General features: G+C 72.4%; 21 protein-coding genes and 1 pseudogene. 14 read left to right on the top strand and 8 right to left on the bottom strand.

The window, feature by feature from the left end; genetic code table 11:
* Positions 1–42: 42 nt before the first annotated feature.
* Positions 43–2,109, top strand: coding sequence for a SpoIIE family protein phosphatase (locus IE277_RS22755; RefSeq protein ID WP_189955238.1), 2,067 nt, complete (start codon positions 43–45; stop codon positions 2,107–2,109).
* A 111-nt stretch (positions 2,110–2,220) separates the two neighbouring features.
* Entirely contained in the window at positions 2,221–4,164 is a 1,944-nt protein-coding gene (locus IE277_RS22750; RefSeq protein ID WP_189955236.1) for a glycoside hydrolase family 5 protein, read from the top strand.
* Here the strand turns inward: IE277_RS22750 and IE277_RS22745 are convergent.
* On the bottom strand, positions 4,141–4,752 hold the full coding sequence (locus IE277_RS22745; RefSeq protein ID WP_189955234.1) for a TetR/AcrR family transcriptional regulator: 612 nt from the start codon (positions 4,750–4,752) through the stop codon (positions 4,141–4,143). The two genes, IE277_RS22750 and IE277_RS22745, sit on opposite strands and share 24 nt — an antisense overlap.
* A 92-nt stretch (positions 4,753–4,844) precedes the next feature.
* Here IE277_RS22745 and IE277_RS22740 point away from each other — a divergent pair, with 92 nt between their 5' ends.
* Positions 4,845–5,636, top strand: a complete 792-nt coding sequence (locus tag IE277_RS22740; RefSeq protein WP_189955232.1) for an SDR family NAD(P)-dependent oxidoreductase — start codon at positions 4,845–4,847, stop codon at positions 5,634–5,636.
* A 6-nt stretch (positions 5,637–5,642) separates the two neighbouring features.
* Here the strand turns inward: IE277_RS22740 and IE277_RS22735 are convergent, their stop codons facing one another.
* Positions 5,643–6,209, bottom strand: coding sequence for a dihydrofolate reductase family protein (locus IE277_RS22735; RefSeq protein ID WP_189955230.1), 567 nt, complete (start codon positions 6,207–6,209; stop codon positions 5,643–5,645).
* 426 nt (positions 6,210–6,635) lie between these two features.
* Here IE277_RS22735 and IE277_RS22730 point away from each other — a divergent pair, with 426 nt between their 5' ends.
* Entirely contained in the window at positions 6,636–7,391 is a 756-nt protein-coding gene (locus IE277_RS22730) for a GNAT family N-acetyltransferase (RefSeq protein ID WP_189955229.1), read from the top strand.
* Positions 7,392–7,442: 51 nt separating this feature from the next.
* Here the strand turns inward: IE277_RS22730 and IE277_RS22725 are convergent, their stop codons facing one another.
* Positions 7,443–8,291, bottom strand: coding sequence for an alpha/beta fold hydrolase (locus IE277_RS22725; protein WP_189955227.1), 849 nt, complete (start codon positions 8,289–8,291; stop codon positions 7,443–7,445).
* Between the two features lie 133 nt (positions 8,292–8,424).
* Between IE277_RS22725 and IE277_RS22720 the strand changes: the two genes are divergently transcribed.
* Positions 8,425–9,024: a TetR/AcrR family transcriptional regulator gene (locus tag IE277_RS22720; RefSeq protein ID WP_229881908.1), complete on the top strand. Its 600-nt coding sequence runs from the start codon at positions 8,425–8,427 to the stop codon at positions 9,022–9,024.
* A gap of 18 nt (positions 9,025–9,042) precedes the next feature.
* On the opposite strand, the gene IE277_RS22715 is transcribed toward IE277_RS22720, so the two are convergent.
* Together IE277_RS22715 and pip are read right to left on the bottom strand one after the other, a co-directional pair.
* Positions 9,043–9,669 (bottom strand): DinB family protein, encoded by a 627-nt coding sequence (locus tag IE277_RS22715; protein ID WP_189955225.1) that lies wholly within the window; start codon positions 9,667–9,669, stop codon positions 9,043–9,045.
* A gap of 120 nt (positions 9,670–9,789) precedes the next feature.
* Positions 9,790–10,755: a prolyl aminopeptidase gene (pip, locus tag IE277_RS22710; protein WP_189955223.1), complete on the bottom strand. Its 966-nt coding sequence runs from the start codon at positions 10,753–10,755 to the stop codon at positions 9,790–9,792.
* A gap of 211 nt (positions 10,756–10,966) precedes the next feature.
* Here pip and IE277_RS22705 point away from each other — a divergent pair, with 211 nt between their 5' ends.
* The 6 genes from IE277_RS22705 (at position 10,967) to IE277_RS22680 (ending at position 18,616) form a co-directional block, all read left to right on the top strand.
* Complete coding sequence (locus IE277_RS22705) at positions 10,967–11,761, top strand: polysaccharide deacetylase family protein (protein ID WP_189955221.1); 795 nt, start codon at positions 10,967–10,969, stop codon at positions 11,759–11,761.
* Between the two features lie 187 nt (positions 11,762–11,948).
* Positions 11,949–13,157 carry an EfeM/EfeO family lipoprotein gene (locus IE277_RS22700; protein ID WP_189955220.1) on the top strand — a complete coding sequence of 403 codons (1,209 nt, stop codon included), beginning with the start codon at positions 11,949–11,951 and terminating at the stop codon, positions 13,155–13,157.
* Complete coding sequence (efeB, locus tag IE277_RS22695; RefSeq protein WP_189955218.1) at positions 13,154–14,389, top strand: iron uptake transporter deferrochelatase/peroxidase subunit; 1,236 nt, start codon at positions 13,154–13,156, stop codon at positions 14,387–14,389. Before IE277_RS22700 ends, efeB begins: the two co-directional genes overlap by 4 nt.
* Positions 14,390–14,565: 176 nt before the next feature.
* The gene (locus IE277_RS22690) at positions 14,566–16,392 is read left to right on the top strand and encodes a phospholipase C (protein ID WP_189955217.1); all 1,827 of its coding nucleotides are present in this window, start codon (positions 14,566–14,568) and stop codon (positions 16,390–16,392) included.
* Positions 16,393–16,511: 119 nt separating this feature from the next.
* The gene (locus IE277_RS22685) at positions 16,512–17,513 is read left to right on the top strand and encodes a phosphotransferase (RefSeq protein ID WP_189955216.1); all 1,002 of its coding nucleotides are present in this window, start codon (positions 16,512–16,514) and stop codon (positions 17,511–17,513) included.
* 86 nt (positions 17,514–17,599) lie between these two features.
* On the top strand, positions 17,600–18,616 hold the full coding sequence (locus tag IE277_RS22680; protein WP_229881906.1) for a hypothetical protein: 1,017 nt from the start codon (positions 17,600–17,602) through the stop codon (positions 18,614–18,616).
* Between the two features lie 5 nt (positions 18,617–18,621).
* On the opposite strand, the gene IE277_RS22675 is transcribed toward IE277_RS22680, so the two are convergent.
* The gene (locus IE277_RS22675) at positions 18,622–18,804 is read right to left on the bottom strand and encodes a hypothetical protein (protein WP_189955215.1); all 183 of its coding nucleotides are present in this window, start codon (positions 18,802–18,804) and stop codon (positions 18,622–18,624) included.
* A gap of 190 nt (positions 18,805–18,994) precedes the next feature.
* Here IE277_RS22675 and IE277_RS22670 point away from each other — a divergent pair, with 190 nt between their 5' ends.
* Positions 18,995–19,384 (top strand): VOC family protein, encoded by a 390-nt coding sequence (locus tag IE277_RS22670; protein WP_189955214.1) that lies wholly within the window; start codon positions 18,995–18,997, stop codon positions 19,382–19,384.
* A gap of 105 nt (positions 19,385–19,489) precedes the next feature.
* On the opposite strand, the pseudogene IE277_RS22665 reads toward IE277_RS22670, so the two are convergent.
* A pseudogene (locus IE277_RS22665) lies at positions 19,490–20,470 on the bottom strand (right-handed parallel beta-helix repeat-containing protein); the annotation flags it as partial.
* Positions 20,471–20,595: 125 nt separating this feature from the next.
* On the bottom strand, positions 20,596–21,522 hold the full coding sequence (gene bla / locus IE277_RS22660) for a class A beta-lactamase (RefSeq protein WP_189955213.1): 927 nt from the start codon (positions 21,520–21,522) through the stop codon (positions 20,596–20,598).
* 129 nt (positions 21,523–21,651) lie between these two features.
* On the opposite strand from bla, the gene IE277_RS22655 reads away from it, so the two are divergent.
* On the top strand, positions 21,652–22,644 hold the full coding sequence (locus IE277_RS22655) for a LysR family transcriptional regulator (protein ID WP_189955212.1): 993 nt from the start codon (positions 21,652–21,654) through the stop codon (positions 22,642–22,644).
* Positions 22,641–23,576, top strand: a complete 936-nt coding sequence (locus IE277_RS22650; protein ID WP_189955211.1) for a serine hydrolase — start codon at positions 22,641–22,643, stop codon at positions 23,574–23,576. Before IE277_RS22655 ends, IE277_RS22650 begins: the two co-directional genes overlap by 4 nt.
* Positions 23,577–23,666 lie beyond the last annotated feature (90 nt).

Raw genomic sequence — 23,666 nt, 5'->3', positions numbered from 1 at the left:
CTCAGCGCGGCGTGCCCGCCCGGCCGGTGGAGGTGAACCGGCATGGCAGTGGACTCCTTCGCAGCCGGCCACGACGAGCAGCGCGCCGGGCTGCCCCGGCCGACCGGGCTGCTGGATGTGCTGAGCGTGGCGGCGGTGGCCCTGGACACCCGCGGCCGCATCGTCTTCTGGACCCCGCAGGCCGAGGAACTCTTCGGATACTCCTCGCAGGAGGCCCTCGGCAAGCACGCGGCGCGGCTGCTGATCCACCCGGAGCATCTGCAGGCCGTGGTGAGCCTGTTCACGGAGGTGCTGGAGACCGGCCGGGGCTGGGCCGGCGCGTTCCCGGTCCGGCACAAGGACGGCAGCAGCCGGCTGACGGAGTTCCGGACCATGCGGCTGCTGGACGACCTCGGGGACGTCTACGCCCTGGGCATCGCGGCCGACCACACGCTGCTCCAGCGCGTCGAGACCGATCTGGCGCTGTGCGAGCAGCTGATCAACCAGTCCCCGATCGGTCTGGCCCTCCTCGACCCCGATCTACGGTATCTGCTGGTCAACCCGGCGCTGGAGCGGATCGACGGCACTGCCGCCGAGGAGCACATCGGCCGCCATCTGCGGGAGACCCTGCCTTTCCCGGACGTCGACACCGTGGAATCCGCGCTGCGCCAGGTGCTCACCACCGGTACGCCGCTGCTGGACCAGTACCACGTCGGCCGTCCCCCGGCCGATCCCGATCACGAGCATGCCTGGTCGCTGTCGTTCTACCGGCTGGAGGATCCCGGCGGGCGGGTGCTGGGCGCGGCCGCCTCGGTCGTCGACGTCACCGAGCGGCACCGGGCGGCGGCCGAGGCCGACCGGGCGCGGCGGCGCCTGGCGCTCATCGCGGACGCCTCCGCGCGGGTCGGCACCACCCTGGACGTGGAGCAGACGGCCCATGAACTGGCCGAGATCGCCGCGCCCGCGCTGGCCGACGTGGCGGCCGTGGACGTCCTCGACGCCGCCTTGTCCTGCCGCCGCAAGGGCAGACCGGACAACGGCCCGGAGCTGTTCCGGGCGCTGGCCCTGAAGGCCGCGCACCCGACGGTCGCGCTGCGTGCCGCCGACCCGCCCGGCGATGTCGCCGCCTACGCGGGCGACCGTCTGGTCACCCTGTGCGTGCACTCCGGTCGGCCGGTCCTGGTGCGCCATGTGGGGCCGCACGATCTGCCGCGCATCGCCCGGGACGCCAGCGCCGGCACCCTGCTGGCGCAGGCCGGCGTCCACTCGTATCTCGCCGTTCCGCTCATCGCGCACGGCGAGGTGCTCGGCGCCCTCGATCTCAAGCGGACCCGCAATCCGGCGCCGTTCGACGAGGACGACGTGCTCCTTGCCACCGAACTCGCCGGCCGGGCCGCCGTGGCCATCGACAACGCCCGCTGGTTCCAGAGCGTCCGCAACACCGCCCTCACGCTGCAGCGCAGTCTGCTGCCCGACCACTCGGCCCACCACACCGGCCTGGAACTCGCCTCCCGCTACCAGCCCGCGCAGGCCACCAGCGAGGTCGGCGGCGACTGGTACGACGTCATCCCGCTGGCCGACGACAAGACCGCGCTGGTGGTGGGCGACGTCATGGGCAACGGCATCGACGCGGCCGCCACGATGGGCCGGCTGCGCACGGCCACCTGCGCCTATGCCGATGTCGACCTCGCCCCCGGCGCGGTGCTCCAGCATCTCGACAAGATCACCTGCGATCTGGAGCACTACATCGTCACCTGTCTGTACGCGGTGTACGACCCGCGCACCGGGCGGTGCAGCATCGCCAACGCCGGACACATGCCGCCCGCGCTCGCCCGCCCCGGCGACCCGCCGCGGCTTCTGGAGCTGCCGGCCGGGGCGCCGCTCGGTGTCGGCGGCGTCCGGTTCGAGACCACGACGGTCGCGCTGCGCCCCGGTGACCTGCTGGTCCTCTACACCGACGGTCTCGTGGAGACCCGGCAGCACGACATCGACGACCGGCTCAACGCCTTGCTGGACCTGCTCGACGAACCGCACCGGCCGCTGGAGGAGACCTGCGACGTCCTGCTGTACGGGCTGCGCAATCCCGACGACCACGACGACGTGGCCCTGCTCGTCGCCCGCGCCCTGTAGCGGGCCTCTTCCCCGAACCGTGCCGGGTGGTGGACACTCCGCCCACCGGACCGACATCGTCACCCTGGTCGCCCCACCCTCCCCCGCCCCCTACCGTCAAGGGCTCCCCAGATGCCGATCGCACCTGCCGCCCCGCGTCTGGCCGTCGCAGTCGCGGGCTTCCTGCTCGTCGCCACCACGTCCACCGCTGCCGCCCCGACGGCCGCCGCCCAGGACGGAGGAACTCCCCTGGCTTCCCGGACAGTTGGTGCCACGGTCCCGGCCCCGGCCTCCTGGTCTCCGCCGCTGTCCACACAGGGCCGCTTCATCGTCGACAGCCAGGGCAGGCGCTTCCGTCTGAAGGGCGCCAACTGGGACGGCGCACAGGGCTCCTGGACGGGCAGCGGCAGCGTCGACGACCCCGCCGACCATCACGCCGGCCAGGACTCGCACGGGATACCGCTGGGCCTGGACCGCGTACCGCTGGATCAACTGACGGTCGACTTCCACCAGTTGGGGATCAACACCATCCGGCTGCCGTTCTCGAACGAGATGATCCACAGCACGACCCCGGTGCCCGACAGCGCCGTCGCCGCCAATCCCCGACTGCGCGGCAGGACACCGCTGGAGATCTACGACGCCGTGGTCGGCGCGCTCAGCGACAGCGGGTTCGCCGTGATCCTCAACAACCACACCAACACCTCGCGCTGGTGCTGCGGCATCGACGGCAACGAGCGCTGGAACAGCTCGCAGTCGACACAGGCATGGGCCGACGACTGGGTCTTCATGGCCCGCCGTTACGTCTCCGTCCCCGGCGTCGTGGGCGCGGACCTGTACAACGAGGTGCGGCGTGACGTCCTGGACGATCCCAACTGGGGCCTGGGCGACGGCCACGACTGGTATGCGGCGGCCCGGCTCGCCGCCGACCGCATCCTCACGGAGGCCGACCCACGTCTGCTCATCGTCGTCGAGGGCATCAACTGGACCGGCGTCCCCGCGGACGGACTCCCCCACGGCCGGCCGATGCTGACCCCCACCAACACCCTGTCCCACACCCTCGTCGACGCCCACAAGCTGGTCTACTCGGCGCACTTCTACGGCTACACCGGCCCCCGCCACAGCGGCGCGACCGGCATCGGCGAGACCCACGACCCCCGCTACCAGGACCTCAGCCGCGACGACCTGTACACGGCGCTCCGGGACGAGGCGTTCTTCGTGGAGGACACCGGCCGGCACTACACCGCCCCCGTATGGGTCAGCGAATTCGGCATCGGCGCGAGCGAGACCAACGCGGCCGCCCGCACCTGGTTCGGCAACATCACCGACTATTTCGCCGACCACGACACCGACTTCGCCTTCTGGCCGCTGGTCGGCTTCACGGGCCACGACGACTGGGCGCTGCTGCGGTACGACGAGAGCGGGCATCGCTCCGGCATCCTCGACCCGGGCGACTGGCGGGCTCCGGCCTGGCAGCGCCTCATGACCGCGCCGAGCGACAGCGGTCCGGTGCCGGCGGTCCCCGTCTGGCGGATGCTCGCCGTCGACCACGGTGACGCGGTGGAGTCGGTGCGGGTGCGGGCGACGGGCGACTGGGATCCGGGGGCGTACAAGGCCGCCTGCCCCGACGGGCTGCGGCTCATCGGCCTCGGCCGCACCAGCGGCCGCGGCCTGTGCACCGACAGCACCGGCGGCGGCCCGGCCGATCTGCGCGCGGCCGCCGCCGGGCAGACGGTCGTCACGGACGAGCGCTATGTCCCGGCCGGCGGCGACTGGGCGTCGGGATACACCAAACTCCAGTGCCCCGGGGGCAGTTACCTCATCGGCTACAGCGTCCGCGGCGAGCGGGTGTCGGCGGCCCTGTGTGTGCCCGCCCGGTCCGTCCTCGCGGGAGCGGGCCGCACGGTCTGGTTCGACCGGTCCGACAACCGCCCCGGCGCCGCGTCCGGCGGCGACTTCGCGTACGGCGACTACAAGGGCCAGTGCGGCGGCGACGAGTACGCCGCCGGGATCGCCTACACCACCCGGGTGGGCAGCCGTCCCGGGCCCGCCGCCCTACTGTGCCGCAGGCTCCCCTGAAGCGGCCGCGGACGGCCGGTCGGCGCCCCCTCGCACCAGCAGCAGGAGGGCGTCGACCAGGTCGTCCGCGGGACTGCCCGTGGCCAGCCGGCGCAGTTGCAGGCCCATGACGAGGGCGACGGTCGTGGCGGCCAGGCGCTGTGCGTCCGGGACGCCCAGTGCGGTCAGGATCCGGGCGGCCAGCAGATCGTAGGCCGAGAACGCCTCGGCGGCCGCCTCCCGCAGCCGCTCGTCGCGCCCGGCGTGCAGGTACAGCTCGAACGGCGCGAGATGGGCGCTGTCCAGCGCCGAACCACAGGCGACCTGCCCGGCCAGGGAGGCCGCGTCCTCGACGGCGAGGCCCTCCGTCTGGCACTGCTCGGCCAGTTCGGTGAAGTGCCGCGCTTCCTCGCGCACGAAATACAGCAGGCTCTCGCGCAGCAGCTCGTGCTGGGTCTCGAAGTGGTAGGTGACCGAACCGAGGGAGACGCCCGCTTCCTTGGCGATCCGCCGGTTGGTGACGGCCGCGACTCCGTCCTCGCCGATGATCCGCAGAACGGCGGTGATGATGCGCTGGCGCGTCGGGACGGAAGGGGCGGCATGCGACATGGCGTGCATTCTTCCATCACCGGTGGACAGGGCTGTCCGGGCTCCCTATTGTTCGTTCGAACGAACAGTCAGAGAAATGCGGGAGGGCAGTCGTGCGCATTGCCGGGTCAACCGTTCTGCTCACCGGCGTCACCGGCGGCATCGGCGGTGCGCTCGCCGCCGAGTTGTCCGCCCGTGGCGCCCGTCTCGTGCTCACCGGCCGGCGGGTCGAGGCGCTCGAACCGCTCGCCGAGCGCTACGGCGCCCGCACGATCGCGGCCGATCTGGCGGACGCGGACGATGTGCGCCGGCTCGCCGAAGCGGCCGCCGGCACGGACATCCTGCTCGCCAACGCGGCCCTCCCCTCCAGCGGTGACGTCCTCGACTACACACCGGAGCAGTTCGACCGTGCTCTCGCGGTGAATCTGCGCGCCCCGGCGATGCTCGCCCGGCTGCTGGCCCCCGGCATGGTGGCCGCCGGCCGCGGCCACCTCTGTTTCGTCGGGTCGCTGTCCGGCATGGCGGCCACCAGGTCGTCGTCCCTGTACACCGCGACCAAGTTCGGGCTGCGCGGCTTCGCGCTGGCCTTCCGGCAGGATCTGCACGGCACGGGCGTCGGTGTCTCGATCGTCCAGCCGGGCTTCGTCCGGGAGTTGGGCATGTTCGCCAAGACCGGTTCGTCGACGCCCGGCCGGGTCCGCACCGTCTCCCCGCAGCAGGTCTGCAAGGGCGTGGTGCGGGCGATCGAGCGCGATGCCGCCGAGATCAATGTGGCGCCGCCCGAGCTGCGCTTCCTCACCAAGGTCGCGTCGCAGTTCCCGGGCTTCGCGGAGCGGGTCCAGCGGCTCGCGGGGGCGGAGCCGACCGTGCGGGCGATCGTGGCCGCCCAGCGCTCCAGCCGCTGACCTCGCTCAGCGCTGACTCGCCGGGCTGCCCGGCAGGGGGGACCTGCTGCCCTCGCAGGAGTAGACGATCTCCACGGATCCGCCCGGCAGGGCGCGCTCGCGCCGGAAGGTGAGCCCGATGGCCGGGTCGAGCCCGGGCGTCAGCCGCGTCCCGCCGCCGAACAGCAGGGGCGCGATGACCAGTTCCAGTGTGTCGAGCGCGCCGAGGGCGTGAAAGGTCTGGATCGTGCGCGGGCCGCCGACGAGGTGGACGTCGCCCCCGTGGTCGGCCGTGCGGATCCGCTCCAGGAGCCGTACCGGATCGCTGTCGGTGACGACGTGGTCCGGGGTGCCGGCGGGGCGGTGGGAGCCGAGCACGAACACGTCGAGCTTCGGCCAGGGCCAGCGGTTGTTGGTCAGCGCCGGCTCGAAGGTGGTGCGGCCCATCAGCGCGGCCTCGCAGCCGTCGAGGAACTCCCGGATGCCATGGCTCTCGCCGGACGCGAAAGCGGGGTCGGCCGTCTGTGCCGGCCAGCCGGTCGGCGTGGTCACATAGCCGTCGGCGCTCATGCTCACTCGGGCACGGATCTTCATGGCGTCTCCTTCGGTCAGGTCCTGCGGTCGCGCGCCTCCACCCAAGCGTCGAACGAGCCGCACGCGCTTCGACACGCCGCCGGGAGAATCCGCTGCCTGCCGGTGATCGCTTGTCAGCCCGTCCCCGGCTGTGGCAGGCTCGCCCTGATCGAACAAGCATCCGCGCACGGGATGCGGCCCCTCCTCATGAAGGACTGAAGTCCATGGTTCCGGCGTCCCCCAGCGGCCGCCGTCGGTACTGAGCCGTCTGCCCCCGGGCAGCGCCCTGCGGTACCTCTCGCGTCTCCTCACGGCGGTCCGACGACGCGGTGTCCCGCACACCGCCCGCCTCCTCGCAGAGGCCGTTTCATCGGCCGGTCACGCTTGTGCCCGGTCGCATCCCGGCCCGCCACGGTCCCGTGGCTCCTTCACCGTGAGGTCTTCGTCTTGCGCACCGACGTCCAGAGCTTTGCCGTCGCCCACCTGCTGCGCCGTCCGGCGGCGCGTGAAGTCGGCGGCTTCGTCGTGGGGTTGGACCCCGCGACGACGAGTCCGTACATCAACTACGCCACCCCCTTCCCCGGTGCCACACCCACCGACCGGGACGTGGCCGACCTGATCGCCGTGTTCCGTGAGCGCGGGCTCAAGCCCCGCCTGGAGTTCGCCCCGGACACCGCCCCCGCGGTCGAACCCGCGCTGCGCCGGGCGGGATTCGGCACGGAGGCGGTGCACGAGTACCTGGTCTGCACCCCCGCCACGCTGACCGCACCCGACCCGGCCACCCCGGTCGAGGTGGTGGCACCGGACGGCGAGGCGGACTATCTCGCGCTCGACACCGCGCTGGCCGAGGCCTTCGGCAACGAGTGGGAGCCTTCGCCGCAGGGCGCGGCACGGCTGCGGCGGACCGAGGAGAACGGCGGGGCCGTCCGGTTCGTGCGGGCGTCCGGCGGCGGCTGCGCCGGCGGCGCCCTCTGCTCGGCCCCCGCCGAGGGCACGGCCGAACTCGCGGGCGTGGGCACCCTGCCCGCCCACCGGGGGCGCGGCATCGCGGCCGCGGTGACCTGGACCCTCGCCGGGACCATGTTCGCCCGCGGGGCCGGGTCGGTGTGGCTGGAGTACTCGGGCGAGGGCTCCCGAAGGGTGTACGAGCGGGTCGGCTTCCGGTCCGGCGGCACCCGCCTGTACGTCTGCCTCGAAGAGTGACCCCGTCCGGCCGGCGGGAATGCGGGTCCCGTCTCCGCCGGCCGCCCGGCGTCAGTTCTCTCCGGGCAGCGGATGGTCCCGGACGAACCTGCGGATCTCGTCGCTGAGCGCGGCCGGGTTGTCCAGCTGCACCAGGGTGCGGGCGTCGGGGATCTCGACATAGCGCGCGTTCGGCAGCAGTTCGGCCAGCCGGCGGCCCGTCGCGGGCGGCATCATACGGTCCTCGGCACCCCAGGCGACCAGCGCGGGCCGGGTGAACCCCGGCAGGTTCCGGGCCGCCCGCAGATAGCAGTCCTTGCGTGTCGTACGGAGGAACTTGGCGAGGTCCCGCCGGATATGACGATTCGTCAGCAAGGGGCCGTACCAGCGCGCGACGAGTTCGTTCGGCAGCCGCCGCTTCGTCATGCCGCCGAGCGAGGTCTGCATCCGGGCGAGAGCGGGGAACCGGAAGGACTGCAGGAGGAGGAAGGTTCCACCGGGGATCTTCGAGGTCACGGACAGGATCCGGCCCTGGATGCCGGGCGGGTAGTTGTCCAGGGCCTCGCAGGAGGTCAGGACGAGCCGGGCGATGCGGTCGTCCCGGACGCCGACGAGGAGTTGGGCCGTTCCGGTGTCGTTCTGCACCAGGGTGACATCGCGCAGGTCCAGACGGTCCATGAACTCCGCCAGGAGACGGGCGACGCCGTGCGCGGAGAGGTCCGCGTCCGGGCGCATCGGACGCCGGTGGCTGCCGAGCGGCAGGACGGGGACCAGGACGCGGAAGTCGGGGCGCAGGGCGCGGACGACGGCGGCCCAGACCGACTCGTCGAAGCCGAGGCCGTGGGCGAGGACCACGGCGGGGCCGTCGCCTCCGGTGTCCTGGTAGTCGATGGTTCCCGCGCTCAGCTCGATCTCCGGCATGTCCACGCCTCCACCCAGGTCACCCGGCCCGGCCGTCGGCCCAGCCGCGGGTCTTCCACTTGATAGAACGTTCTAGTGACAGAATAGGCGCCGACCGCCCCTGGGCAACGGCGGCTCCCCGGAGGTGCCATCCGTGAGCGAAGGCAAGGCCATCAGCACCCATGAGACCCGGCGGCGCATCGTGCACGCCGGCACCGAGCTGTTCCGGCGTGCGGGCTACACCGGCACGGGGATGAAGCAGATCGCCGAGGCGGCCGGTGCGCCCTTCGGCTCGATCTACCACTTCTTCCCCCGCGGGAAGGCCCAGTTGGCCGAGGAGGTCGTCCGCACCTCGGGCGCCGTCTATCTGGAGCTCATCAGCGCGCTCATGTCGCCGTACGAGGACCTGGTGGCGGCCACCTCCGACGCCTTCGCGGCGGCGGCCGGCACCCTCGCCGAGCTGGACTTCGCCGACCCGTGCCCCATCGCGACGGTCGCGCTGGAGGTCGCGAGCACCAACGAGCCGCTGCGGCAGGCCACTTCGGAGGTGTTCGACAGCTGGATCGACCGTCTGGCCGCCTACTACGCCGGGGGCGGCATCCCCGAGCCGGCCGCCCGGGAGACGGCCGGCTCGGTCATCGCCCTGCTGGAGGGCGCCTTCATGCTCGGGCGGGCGGCGCGCAGCACCGCACCGGTGCTGGCCGCGGGCACGGCCGCCGCCGCGATCGTACGAGCGGCGCTGGCCGGGGAGTGAAGGGGCCGGCGCCGGCTCTCAGGTCTGCCGGTGGGTTCGGTAGAGGTCGCGGAGCAGGGCGATCTCGGCTCCGTGGTGCAGTACTTCCTGGTTGACCCACCACACGATGTCGAGGAAGGGCTCCTCGGCGTCGCTGCCGTAGGGGTAGGCGCAGTACCCCACCGTGTCCAGGGCCGTGTCGTCGGCGCTCAGCAGTGCCCGCCGCCAGGCGGCGGCGCCGGTCCGCAGGGCCGCGACCGCTTCGGCGGCCGCGCCGCTGACGGGATACGCCTCCCGGGTCGCCGAGCGGGTGCCGGCGGTGTGGTCGGCGCGCAGGGCCAGCATCTCGGCCAGGTGGCTCAGCCGCCAGGCGAGCGTCGTCACGGGCGGCGGCCACGGATGCGGATACGGTGCGGCGTCCCGGCCCCACGGGCCGGCGCCGGCCAGGAAGGTGGCCCGTGGCCCCGGCCCGTCCGCGCGTCGTCTCACCGTCCAGCAGCCGGGGACCGGCGCCCAGAAGTACTCGTCGTCGGTCAGGGACTCGACCCTGGTCCCGGTGCCGTCGCCGCTGTCCATGGCGGGCCCGGTCAGCCGGCGCAGGAGCCGCTCGCACGCGAAGTCGAACTGGGCCAGCAACGGGCGCAGCCGGGGCGGTGCTGTCGTCATCGGACACTCCTGGGGACGAGGACCGGTGTCTGCCGGGCCTGCCGGTGCGAAGGGCTGCCGACGGACGAGCCTGGCACAGCCGGCCCGCACACGCGCCCCGGTTTTCCGGCGCCGCGGCGGTCAGCCCCGGGCCGCGTACCGGTCGGTCGCCGCGATCAGCGCCTCCGCCATGCCCGGCGCCCCGCTGTCGTGTCCCGTGTCGTCGACGATCACCAACTCGCTGTCGGGCCAGGCCTGTCGGAGCCGCCAGACGATGCCGAGGAGGTTGCCCAGGTCGAGGCTGCCCTGCACAAGGGTGCCGGGGATCCCCTTGAGCAGAGGCGCGTCGCGCAGTACCACGCCCTCGTCGCCGGCCTCGCCCAGGAAGTGGCCGTTGCCCCAGTAGTGGGTGACGGTGCGGGCGAAGCCCATGCGGAAGACGGGGTCCTCGTAGCGGGCGACCGAGCGCGGGGGCGCCGGGATCGTGGCCGTCTCCCAGTCGGTCCAGGCCCGCGCGGCCCGCTCCCGCACCTCGGGGTCGGGGGATTCGAGGAGCCTGTTGCAGGCAGCGGCGAGGTTCCCGCCCCGTTCGCCGGCCGGCAGCGCGCAGCAGAACCGTTCGAAGGCCTCCGGGAAGATCCGGCCCAGCCCCCTGGTCAGCAACTCGACTTCGGCGTCCGACCCGGTGGCGACGCCCGTGAGGACCAGTTCGGAGACGACGCCCGGATGGGTCTGCGCGTAGCGCAGCGCGAGCACGGACCCCCAGGACACGCCCCATACCAGCCATCGTTCGATGCCCAGGTGGGCGCGCAGCAGTTCCAGGTCGGCCATGAGGTGCGCCGTGGTGTTGACGCTCATGTCGGTGTCGTGACGGCTCGCGTGCGGGGTGGACCGGCCGCAGCCGCGCTGGTCGAGCAGGACGATCCGATAGGCGGCCGGGTCGAACAGGCGCCGGGGGTAAGGGGTGCAGCCGGATCCCGGTCCGCCGTGCAGGACGACGGCGGGTTTGCCGTCCGGATTGCCACAGGTCTCCCAGTGGACGTGGTTGCCGTCGCCCACGTCGAGCATGCCGTGCGCGTACGGTTCGAGTTCCGGGTAGAGGGCCATCCGGGCACCGTACCGACTCCCTCGCCCTGCGTCCCCCGCCCCGTCCCACCTGCCGCGTGTGTCCTCTGGCGGGAAACCACCAGGGAAATGTCCGTGATCCGTAACAACTGGATCCACGTTTGAACCCCCTCGCAAACCCTGCCGTCCTGACAGGTGCACAGAACACGGGGTGCACACGACTTATCGGACACGGCACAGATCGGGGCGGGACATGGCGCGGCACAGCGGGCGGGGATGGTACGGCCGGGTGACAGCGGCGGCGGTCGGCGTCACGGCGGTGGCGGCCGCCGCGTCGGTGTGGACCGCGCAGGCCAACCAGTCGAGGGGCGAGGGCGACTCACCCCGTGCGGGCGTCTCGGCCCCGCTCGCCCAAGGCACCGCCCCGAAGGCCGCGCCCGCATCCGTGTCCGCCGACATCGCGCACGACTCGGACGGGGGCGCGCACGCGGTGAACATCACCATCGACGACGGGCCGGACCCGGTCTGGACCCCGCAGGTGCTGGACCTTCTGCGCGCGGGCGGCGTCAAGGCGACGTTCTGCATGATCGGCCCGCAGGCCCAGGCGCATCCCGACCTGGTCCGCCAGGTGGTGGCGGCCGGACACCGGCTGTGCGACCACACGGTGTCGCACGACACCACGATGGACAAGAAGTCCGAGGCCTACCAGTCGCAGCAGATACTCCAGGCCGAGGAGCAGATCACCAAGGCCTCCGGTGGTGTACGGCCGTTGTACTACCGGGCTCCGGGCGGGGCCTTCACCCCGTACAGCCGGCAGCTGGCGGCCTCGCACGGGATGCGTCCGCTCGGCTGGAACGTGGACTCCAAGGACTTCGAGCGGCCGGGCACCGCCGCCATACTCGCCACGGTGAAGCGCGAGCTGCACCTGGGACCCACGCTCCTCTTCCACGACGCGGGCGGCGACCGCTCGCAGACCGTGGCCGCGCTGCGCACCCTGCTGCCGTGGCTCAAGCAGCAGGGCTACACCTTCGGTTTCCCGGTGCGCTGAACCGGCCGCCGCCCTGGGGCAAGGGCCGGTCGGCGACCTGGTCAGGGGCTCGCCACGGACCACGTGCCGGTGAACCCAGGGAGAATTTTCGGCCACCAACAGCCACCAACACCTTTGGACGGGTGTTCGGATCCGGAGCGCCGCCTACCATGAGGCCGTTGCGTACGTCGTTCCGGAAAGGCTCGCCATGCCGTTGCCTCGCCTCGGCACGCGGTCCGTTCGTCCCCGGACGGCTCCCGCGGTGTTCGTCGTCCTCGCCGTGGCCCTCGGGGGCACCCTGCTGGCGTACTCGCCGGAGGGGCCACGGCCCGGCCGGGCCGCCGGCGCCCCGTCGGGCCACATCGTCATCGACGTCTCCGAGAGCCACTGCGGCAGTGGCTGGACCCGGCCCGAGCCCGGGGTGCGGACCTTCGATCTGCACAACTCCTCCGACGGCGCCGCCGAGGTCTATCTGGAGGACCCGGGCACCCAGGCGGTGTACGGCGAGGTGGAGGGCATAGGGCCCGGCACGACACGGGAGCTGACCGTCCGGCTGGGCACGGGGGCGTACGCCTTCAAGTGCGTGCCCGACGACGCCGACGCGGTCACCGGACCCACCGTGCACCTGACCGGCGGCACACGCGGCCCCGGTGCCGCGCCCGTCACGGTGCACGACCTGATCCCGCCCGCCCTCGCCTACCAGAAGTGGGTCGGCGGCGGCCTGGACGACGTCGTCCGGCTGACGGCGCGGCTCAAGGACGCCGTCGACCGGGGGGACCTCGCGGCCGCCCGGACGGCCTGGCTGCCGGCCCACCTCCAGTACGAGCGGCTCGGTGCGGCGTACGACGCCTTCGGGGACGCGGACGGCGCGATCAACGGCACCGACGCCGGCCTGGCCGACGGGGTGCGCGACAAGGACTTCGCCGGGTTCCACCGGATCGAGTACGGGCTGTGGCACGGCGAGTCGACCGCCGGGCTGCGCGCTCCTGCCGAGGCCCTGGTGAAGGCGGTGACCGGGCTGCGGGACAGCTGGTCGCAGACCCGGATGGACCCCGCCCAGCTGGGTCTGCGCGCGCACGAGATCCTGGAGAACACCGTGCAGTTCGAGCTGACCGGCCGCACCGACTACGGCAGCGGCAGCAACCTCGCCACCGCCCGCGCCAACCTGGACGGCACCCGTGCGGTGCTGTCCCGGCTGCGCCCGCTGCTCACCACCCGGTACGCCGATCTGCCGGGCCTGGACAAGGAGTTGGACCGTGCCCAGCACACCCTCGACGGCTTCCGGCACGGCGACGGCTGGACCCCGCTCGACGCACTGAGCCGCGCCCGGCGGGAGCAGGCCGACTCGGTGCTCGGCGGCCTGGTGGAGAAGCTGGCCTCGGTGGCCACCCTGTGCGACCCGCGGAGGACCGTGTGAACAGCGCCGAACGACCCGACGGCCTGGCCCGGCGCGGCTTCCTTCGCGGTGCCGCCCTGGCCGGCGCCGGCCTCGCCACCAGCGCCGCCGCCCCCACCGCCCCCACCGCCACCGAGCCGGGCACCACGGATTCCGTCGTCCCCTTCCACGGCGTCCACCAGGCCTCGGCGATCGCGGCCCCGCGCCGCACCAGCGTGTTCGCCTCCCTCGATGTGACCGCCGAGAGCCGTGCGGACCTCGCCGACCTGCTGCGCACGCTGACCGAGCGGGCCCGCTTCCTGACCTCCGGCGGGATACCGGCCCCGGCCGGCATCACCGCCCCGCCCGCCGACTCGGGCGTCCTCGGCGACCGCCTGCCCTCCGGCCGACTGGCCGTCACCGTGGGCGTCGGCGCCTCGCTGTTCGACGACCGGTTCGGACTGGCCGCGCTGCGGCCCCGCCGGCTGACCGCCATGCCCGAGTTCCCGGACGACGACCTCCAGGCGGACTGGTGCCACGGCGACCTCAGCCTCCAACTGCACGCCGACGAGCCGGACACCACCCTTCACGCCCTGCGTGACATCGCCCGGCACACCCGGGGCGCCGTGCAGGTCCGCTGGCGGCTGGACGGCTTCGCCAGCCCGCCCCGGCCCTCCGGGACTCCGCGCAATCTCATGGGGTTCAGGGACGGCACCGCCAACCCGGACACCGCGAGCGCCCGCGAGATGGACCGGCTGGTGTGGGTGGCCAAGGGCATGGGCGAGCCGGACTGGGCGGTCGGCGGCAGCTATCAGGTCGTACGGCTGATCCGGATGCTGGTGGAGTTCTGGGACCGGGTCTCGCTCAGTGAACAGGAGCGGATGTTCGGCCGCGCCCGCTCCTCCGGCGCACCGCTGGACGGCGACCACGAGCACGACACGCCGAAGTACACCGATGACCCCAAGGGCGATGTCATCCCGCTGGACGCGCATATCCGGCTCGCCAACCCGCGCACCTCCGCCACGGCCGACCAGCGCCTGCTGCGCCGCGCGTACAACTACGACCGGGGCATGGACGCCAACGGCAACCTGGACATGGGCCTGTTGTTCTGCGCCTACCAGCAGGATGTGAAGCGGCAGTTCGAAACGGTGCAGCACCGGCTCGCCGGTGAGCCGCTGACGGACTACATCAGCCCCTTCGGCGGCGGCTACTTCTTCGCGCTGCCCGGCGTCCGGGACGCCGAGGACTGGTACGGGCGTGCCCTGTTCGGCTGAACCTGTCCGGACAACTGCTCACCCGAAAGTGTCAATACATCGTCAAGAATTGACCCAGGATCCCTGACTCGGTGTTCATCTGCACGCCATCATGGCTCCGCCGACGCGCCCCGCAACGGGCGCAGCATCCGTGCTCGTACGACGCACAGACGTTCTGTCCGGAGGGGTAGACCACCATGGCAAGCAGAGGAAGACAAGCCGCGATGCGGAGCCTGGGCGCACTGGCGGGGGCCGCCGCGCTCACCGTGCTCGGCAGCAACGCGCCCGGCTGGGCGGCCGCGCCCGCCACGGCGCAGGGCGGGCACTCCTCGACCGCGACGCCGATCAAGCACGTCGTCGTTCTCTTCGACGAGAACATCTCCTTCGACCACTACTTCGCCACGTACCCGAAGGCGGCGAACACCGACGGCACGAAGTTCACCGCGTCGAAGAACACCCCGAAGGACATCGACACCCTCGCGCACGCGGGTCTGCTGAAGCACAACCCGAACCAGTACGCGCCCAAGCGGCTCGCTCCGTCGCAGGCGATGACCTGCGACCAGAACCACTCCTACGGCGCCGAGCAGTACGCCTACAACGGTGGCAAGGCCGACCAGTTCGTGCAGAACACCGAGGTCGACAAGTGCAGCGGCGGCCTGTTCGGTGAGCCCGGTCTGGCGATGGACTACTACGACGGCAACACCGTCACCGCGCTGTGGAACTACGCCCAGCACTACTCCCTGAGCGACCGCGCCTACAGCTCGGTGTACGGTCCCTCGACGCCCGGCGCGCTCAACCTGATCTCCGGTCAGACGCACGGCGCCGTATCGGTGGACCCGGCCACGGGCAAGCAGACCGCGAAGCCGGACCCGTACGCGATCCAGTCGCCCGACGCCAACGGTGTCGGCACGGTGATCAACGACCCCGACCCCGCGTTCGACGACTGCTCCGGCAAGGACCACACCAGCACCAACGCGCTGGCCTCGCTGCAGGGCAAGAACATCGGTGACCTGCTCAACGCCAAGAAGGTCTCCTGGGGCTGGTTCCAGGGCGGCTTCCGTCCGTCGACCGCCTGGGACGGCAAGTCCGGCTCGTACGCCAAGTGCGACACCGCGCACACCAACGTGGGCGGCGCGTCCGTGACGGACTACAGCCCGCACCACAACCCGTTCTCGTACTACAAGTCGACGGCGAACCCGCACCACCTGGCGCCGAAGTCCGTGTCCGAGATCGGCCACAGCGGTCAGGCCAACCACAACTACGACCTGACCGACTTCTCCGCCGCGCTGAAGGCGGGCAAGCTGCCGGCCGTCAGCTACGTCAAGGCCGGTGAGTACCAGGACGGCCACGCGGGCTACTCCGACCCCACCGACGAGCAGCACTTCCTGGTGCAGCAGATCAACGCGATCCAGAGCTCGCCGCAGTGGAAGTCCACCGCGATCGTCCTCGCCTACGACGACTCCGACGGCTGGTACGACCACGCCTACGTCACGCCGAAGAACGGTTCGGCGGACACCGCGACCGGTTCCAACGGCAAGGCCACCGACAGCCCGGCCTGCCAGAAGGGCCCGAAGGCGTCCGGTGGTTACGCGGACCGCTGCGGCCCGGGTACCCGCCAGCCGCTGCTCGTCGTCTCGCCGTTCAGCAAGGTGAACAAGGTCGACCACACGCTGACGAACCAGGCGTCGATCACCCGGTTCATCGAGGACAACTGGCGTACCGGACGGGTCGGTGACCACTCCTTCGACGCGACGGCCGGCTCGCTGTCGGGCATGTTCGACTTCCGGCACCCGAACAACAAGCAGGTGCTGCTGAACGCCGACGGCTCGGTCCAGCACGTCGGCCCGATCAAGCACGTCGACCCGGTGTCCACGAGCATCACCGGCGGCGCCATGCAGAACACGGCCGCGACGACCGACGCCTCCGGCTTCCCGACCCTGCCGGTCGGCCTCGGCGTGGGTGCCCTGCTGGCCGCGGGTGCGACCGGCACGTACCTGACGATGCGCCGCAAGCAGCGCGCCTGATCCTCCCCGCAAGGAACGCGCCCCCCGGCCCACGGCCGGGGGGCGCGTCTGTGCCGCTCGCGCTCGGCTGAACGGGAAAAGGGCTGGCCGGTGCCCGGTCGCGATGGTGAGATGGCGCGATGCGCCATGAGGGTTCGATCGTCGTGGACCGCGGCACCTACCAGTACGCGCCGACCCCGTGGGAACAGCGGGCGTGGCGGGACGCGGCGCTCGGCTGGGTGGCCGGGCGGCTCGCCGCGCTCGGCCTGCGCGGGGGCGGTGACCTGAGTGTGCGGCTGCGGCCGTGGTCCGTGCTGGTGCGGGTGCCCGTCGAGGGGCGGGACGCCGTCTGGTTCAAGGCGAACCCGCCGGCCGGCTCCTTCGAGGGCCCGTTGACCGCCGCGCTGGCCCGCTGGGTGCCGGAGCAGGTGCTTCAGCCGCTGGCCGTCGACGCCGAGCGCGCATGGATGCTGCTCCCCGACGGAGGCGAGTTGTTCCGCTCCGTGCTCGCGCGCGCACCGGTGGAGCCGGGGACCTGGGAGGAGATGCTGCGGCAGTACGCGAGCGTGCAGCGGGCCGTGACCGGGCATCGGCACGAGATCGAGCGGCTCGGCGTGCCCTGCGTCCGGACCCTCGGTCTGCCCGAGGCGTTCGACAGACTGCTCATGGACAACACCGCACTGGACGCGGGGGACCACGCCCGGCTGGAGCGGCTGCGGCCGCGTCTCGCGGACTGGTGCGCCGAACTGGCGGCCGCGGGCGTCGAGGACACCCTGGACCACGCGGACCTGCACGACGGCCAGCTGTTCCACCCGGCACCGGGCCGGTTCACCTTCTTCGACTGGGGCGACGCGGCCGTCACCCACCCGTTCTGCAGCCTGCGGATCCCCGCCGAGAAGGCCCGCGCACGCTACGGCCCGCAGGTTCTGGCCCGCCTCCTCGACGCCTATCTTGAGCCCTGGACGGGGCCCGGCCGCACGGCGGCGGACCTGCGGCGCGCCGCACGCCTGGCCTGGCGCCTGAGCGCCCTGGGCCGCGCCGCCTCCTGGGGCCGCACGTTTCCCCACCCGCCGGGACCGGCCCCGGGCGACGGGCACAGCGCCGCGTCCCTCCTGGAGATCCTCAACGACCCGCCGTTCTGAGGGGGTCGGGGCCGTGGGGCCGGCGGACGCTCTTCCCCCGGTATCCGCGGTGGCCTGTGCGGTGCCGTCCGGCGGACACTGGGCCCATGACCTCACCGAGCCCGGTGAGCCGTGCGGATGCGCCCGCCGCTTCGCCGCCCGGCCGCCGTACCGTGCTGGGCGCCTTCGCCGCGGCCGCGCTCGGCGCGGCCGGCTGCTCCGGTCGTGCGGCACCGGCCGGGCATCCACGTCAGAGCGCCCCGACCCGCGGCGGATCGCCGTCGCCCTCCCCCGGTCTGCCGCGCACCACGCCGTGGCGACCGACGGCAGCCGAGGTCCAGCCGGCGGCGAAGCTGCGCGCCGTGCGGCTGGTGGAGGCGATCGGCGCGTGGGGAGCCGGGCACGGCGGTGCGGCGGCGGCACGGGCACGGGTCGCGGCGCTCGGGCTGCCGACCGCTCTCGTGGACCGGGCGGAGCCGCTGCTGCCGCCGGCCGACGAGGCGGCGCTGCAGGTCGTGGACGCGCAGTACGGCGGGATTCTGTCGCGGTCGGCCAGTGTGCTGGTGGTGTGCCGGCAGTGGACCCGCGGCGCCGGGACGACGCGGGCGGGCGGCACGACGGTCGATGTGCGCCTCTCCCGGTCGGGGTCCGCCTGGACGGTCGGCGCGCTGTATCCGGCGCGTCCCGGGCCGGCCGTCCGGTCGCCGGCGCCGGACGTCCGGGCCGTGCTGTCCGACGAGCGGATCGTGCTGCCGCCCGCCGCCGTGGCGGACCTGCGCAGCGGTCAGGTGCACACCGGCGTGGCCAGGGCGATGCTCGCCCTGGCGCGGACGTACCGGCTGGAGGTGAGCGTCGTACGCTCCGGGCATCCGCTGGACGTGTTCGGTACGAGCCGGCCCAGCGACCATCCGCGCGGCCGTGCCTTCGACGTGTGGCGGATCGACGGTCACGCGGTCGTCGACCCGGCGACGTCTCGTGGTCTGATCGAGCGGTTCATGCGGGACGCGGCGGCCGCCGGGTCGTACAACGTGGGCGGGCCCGTGCTGCTCCCGGGCGGCGGCCCGGGCCAGTTCTTCAGCGACGCCACCCATCACGACCATGTGCACGCCGGCTTCCGCGGCTGAGCCGGTCAGTCCGTCGTCGCGTGCTGTCCTCCCGACCGCAGGTGCTCCCTGCGGGCGTTGTTGTAGATCCGCAGGAGATGCTTGGCGACGGCACAGGCCGCGCCGTCGGCATGGCACTGACGGCACGTCCGCATGTGCTGGTCATAGGTGAGGCGCGCGTTTTCCAACGCGTCGGTGAGAGAAGACATGGTGATCTCCGGGCCGGGCGCGTCCTGGGACAGCGCCTAGTTGACTGACTGGTACACCCAGAGCCCAAGGTGATCATGTTACTTGCGGTACTGGGAAACTCGTCCGTCCGGCTAAGATCGACAGTGGCATCGCGTGCCGGTCACCGGCTGGGTGAGGCATGGAGGTGCCGGGACATGACAGGAGGATTCCTTGTCAGTCGAGTTGAACCACACCATCGTCCACGCCCGGAACAACCGGGAGTCCGCGGACTTCTTCACCGAACTGCTCGGTCTTGAGCCCGCCAAGGAGTGGGGCCCGTTCGTCGCGGTCACCCTCAGTAACGGAATCACGCTGGACTACGCCACCGCCCCCGAGGACCGGATCACGCCACAGCACTACGCGTTCCTGGTCTCCGAGGAGGAGTTCGACGGCGCGTACCGCCGGATCGTCGAGCGCGGCATGCAGCACTGGGCCGACCCGCACCAGACACAGCCCGGCACGATCAACCACAACGACGGTGGCCGCGGCGTGTACTTCCTGGACCCGGCGGGCCATGCCCTGGAACTGATCACCGTCCCCTACGGCGGATGGCCGTTGTAACCGGGTGACCGCGCCCCCCTGAGACAGTGCGGAAGCGGCTTCGGGCGGGACGCCACCGTGCGTGGTGTCCCGCCCGAAGGGTGTCGTGCGCCGGCCATGCCGCCCTTACGGCGTCACGACCTTGCCGCCGAAGGTCACCACGAGATGACCGTCCGAGGCGAAGGACCAGCCGAGGGCCCCGGAGTACGCGGAGCAGCGGGAGCCGTTGGTGCCGGTCCAGGTGCCGGAACACCGAAGTTCCCTTGTCGAAGGCGAAGTCGCGATCGGTGTTGTCGACGCTCACGTTGTGGGAGACGGCCATCGTGCCGGGGTTGCTGTTGTAGGTGAAACCGTGATGGCCGTTCCTGTAGGCGATGTCGTGCCGCACGAGGTGATTGACCGCGATGTCGTCGCCGCCGAGCTTGTAGCCGTTGCGGTCGCCGTTCTTGTTCTGGGTGCCGTCGCTCAGCGTCCCGTTGCCGTACGACAGCGCGTACTCGATGGCCACCGGTCCGATGGCGCCCGTGTCGGTCTTGGTGTAGAGGTCCCAGCCGTCGTCGATGTTGTTGTGGGAGACGTCGTAGCGGAAGACGTTCCCGGTGCCCGTGGTGAGCTTCGAGGCGAACCCGTCGGCGTTCTCGCCGGTGGAGTCCTTGGTGTCGTGCGACTCCGAGCTGACGACCAGGTTGTTCGAGGGCCACTGGCTGCTCGGTGCGCCGGAGGAGATCCGGCCGAGCTGCAGTCCGGTGTCCCGGTTGTACGCCGTCACCACCCGCTCGATGACGTTGTTGCTGCCTGCGACATAGATGCCGTTGTCCGCGGCGTGCTCGACGGTGAGGCCGTACAGGTGCCAGTAGTCCGCGTTGAGCTGGATCCCCCGGTTCGACGAACTCTCGCTCTGGCCGGAGAAGTTCAGGACCGGGCTCTCGCCGGGGTAGGCGGAGAGGGTGGTGCGGGCGCGCTGTCGCTGCCGCTCGGTGACACGTACAGCACGGTGGCCGCGGCGGCCTGTGCCGAGGTGCCGGACAGCGCGCAGAGCGTGCCGGCGAGCAGACCGGCGCATGCGATGGCTGATCTCAGGTGCATGGGCTTGTCTCCAGTCGTGGCATGGTGACAGCAGAGGGAAAGCGCTTTCCCTCCTGATTGCCAACCGACCGTAGAGAGCCGACATGGGCACGTCAATGCTCGCGTACATGATTCTCATTCAGAACAGTGAATAGCGCGGGAGGTGTTCACTCCCCCGGCGCCAGGACGCGGGCCACGATGCGGGCCGCCTCCGCGACGAGCGCGTCGTCCGCCGTCCCGTCCTGGGCGGCCTGAGCCGACAGCACGGTCAGCAGGACCGGCGTCCCACGCGTCGTCCAGGCCACGCCGATGTCGTTGGCGGTGCCGTAGTCACCGGTGCCGGTCTTGTCCGCCAGTACCCAGCCGTGCGGCAGTCCGGCGCCGAACCGCGCGGCGCTGGTGGTGTTGCCTTTCAGCCAGGTGACGAGCCGTTCCCGGGCGGGGCGGGCGAGCGCGCGGCCCAGGGTCAGCCGCGCGAAGCCACGCCCGAGCGCCTCGGGAGTCGTGGTGTCGCGCGGGTCGCCGGGGATCGCGGTGTTCAGCTCCGGCTCCCACCGGTCGAGCCGGCTCGTGCCGTCGCCGAGCGAGCGCAGGAAGCGGGTCAGTCCGGCGGGGCCGCCGATCTGGCGCAGCAGCAGATTGCCCGCCGCGTTGTCGCTGTACTGGATCGCCGCGGCGCACAGGTCCGCCACCGTCATGCCGGTGGCCACGTGCTCCTCGGTGCGCGGCGAGTGGGGCAGGATGTCGTGCGGCGGGTAGTGGATCACCGTGTCCAGAGGTGTACGGCCGCCGTGGCCGCGCAGGATCGCCGCCGCGGCGAACGCCTTGAACGTGGAACACATCGCGAACCGCTCCCCCGCCCGGTGGGACACGGTCCGCCCGGTGCGGACGTTGCGCGCGTACACGCCGAGCCGCGCGCCGTGCCGCCGCTCCAGCGCGGCCAACTCGGTCTCGGCTCCCCGCTGTTCGGCCTTCGAGGCCGCCGACGCGGTGGACGCCGAGAGCGTGCCGGCCGCGACGGCCGCGGTGGTGGCGAGGCCCGCCCTGAGCAGTCCGCGCCGGGCCGGAGAAGTGGGGTGAGGGGGGCGGGTCATGGGCACAGTCCTCCGGTCGTTTCGATGCGTGGCATGTGGATCTTCGGCCTGGACAGCGAAGCACCCCGGCGCCATTCATGTCCAAGAGGGAACTTTGAACATCCCATGCCTTATTGATATGAGTGCGGGATGGATCTGCTCGCGCATCTGGAGGCGTACGTCGCGACGGCCGACGAGACGAGCTTCTCCCGGGCCGCCGACCGGCTCGGCATCGCCCAGCCGCTGCTCAGCCGCCGCGTCAAGACTCTGGAGGAGCATTTCGGCGGCCTGTTGTTCGACCGTTCGCGGCGGCAGATCACGACCACGGAGCTGGGGGTGCTGCTGCTTCCGTACGCGCGCGACGTACTGGACCGGGCGCAGCGGCTGCGGCAGGCCGCCGGTGCGGACGGGCGGACGCGGACGCGGACCGTCGGCGTGCCCGCGCACTGCGCCCCGGCGGCACTGGCCCGCGCGATCCGCGCCGCCGCCGAGCACGGGATCACCCTCGGCATGTGTGAACTGCCGCCCCTGGACAGGGATTCCGGGCTGGCCGACGGCTCGCTCGCCTACGCCCTGGTGCGGGTTCCCGCGGAGCGGGGCGCGTATCGGGTGCCGCTGGGCCTGGCGTCCGCGGCGGAGCCGGAGGCGGCGGACGGGCAGCGGGCTTTGGTGCTCGCCGGCGCACGGCGCGCGGTCCGGTTCGAGGACCTGCGGCCCCGTCGCGGCCGCGGCGCCGGGTCCGCCGCCGTACTGCCGGTGCTGACGCTGCCGGAGGATCAGGTGCCCGCTCATGAGGACCGGCTGGAGCGTGCGGCGGCCCGGGCCGGGCTGCCCCCGGCCCGGTTCCGGCCGGCCGGGTCGGCGGCCGGCGCACTGGCCGAGACGCTGGCCGGGCGGGCCCTGCTGCTGTGCGCCGAGCCGTTCGCCCGGCAGCACGGGGCGCGATGGGCGCCCCTGGGCGACCGGTCACTGCACCGGGGGTACGACGTGCGCGCCGCCCCGGACCGGACGGGTTCCGCGGAGGTGCCGCACTGGCTGGTACCGCTGCTGGCGTCGGCCGTGGGAGCCGCCCGTGGGCCGGCCGCGGCACGCTCCGGGACCGGCGCGGAGGATGCGGCGGCACGGCTGGCGGCACGCGGATGAGCGCGGCGCAGGCGCACCGCCCGGTCCACGTCGGGGACGACGGCGCGCTCCGGGACGTCGCCGAGGCGATCTCCGCAAACTGGGCGGCCCTCGGCGTGCGTGGCTCCTTCCTCGCCCGGAATCTCGACACGGGCGAGCAACTCGGCTTTGATGTTGAGGAGTTGATGCCGCTCGCGTCCGTGGCGAAGGTGCCGCTGGCCCTCGTCGTACTGGACCGGATCGCGGCCGGGGACCTCGACCCGGCGACCCCTGTGACGGTCGACCCGGCGCGCAGCAGCGTCGGTCCCACCGGGCTCGCGGCGTTCCGGCACCCGGCCACCGTGGCCGTCGGCGATCTGCTGGTGCTGATGCTGTCGGTGAGCGACAACGCGGCGGCGGACACCCTGCTCGGTCTGGTGCCGGTGGCGGTGGTGGACGCACGGTTGCGCGCCTGGGGGTGCGGGGAGATCAGGCTGCGGCACCGGATGAACCACATGTACGAGTGCGCCGCCGGTGCCGCCGGCAACGACTTCTCGCTCGCGCTGGAACTGGCCCTCCGCGACGAACGGACGGGCCGGCACACCATCGAGACCCTGGACCCGGCGTACGCCAACGCCGGCTCGGCCGTTGCGCTCGTCGAGCTGCTGCGGCGGGTGTGGTGCGACGAGATCTCCGTTCCGTCGGCCACGGCGGAGCTGCGGCGGCTGATGGGGCTGCAGGTCTTCACCCAGCGGCTGGCGAGCGAACTACGGGCGGACACGCTGCGGTGGAGCGGCAAGACGGGCACGTTTCTGCATCTGCGGCACGAGATCGGCGTGGTGGAGGCGGAGTCCGGCGACCGGGTGGCCGTAGCCGCGCTGACCCGGGCTGATCGCCGCGCGGGGCTTGCGCCGGATGTCGACCTGGCGATCGGGGCGGCGGGGCGGGAGGCGTTCGAGGTTCTGCGCCGGTGAAGGGGGCGTTCGCGTCGGCGCCGAGGGGGTTGCGGTCGTCGTACGGCCGCGGGTGCGTTGTGGCGGGTCGCGGGTTCCCCGCGCCCCTGG

It is taken from the genome of Streptomyces alanosinicus (genome assembly GCF_014650595.1).
GTDB lineage: Bacteria > Actinomycetota > Actinomycetes > Streptomycetales > Streptomycetaceae > Streptomyces > Streptomyces alanosinicus.
Note: the sequence above shows the minus strand (reverse complement) of the source record. Positions and strands in the feature narration are given on the sequence as shown.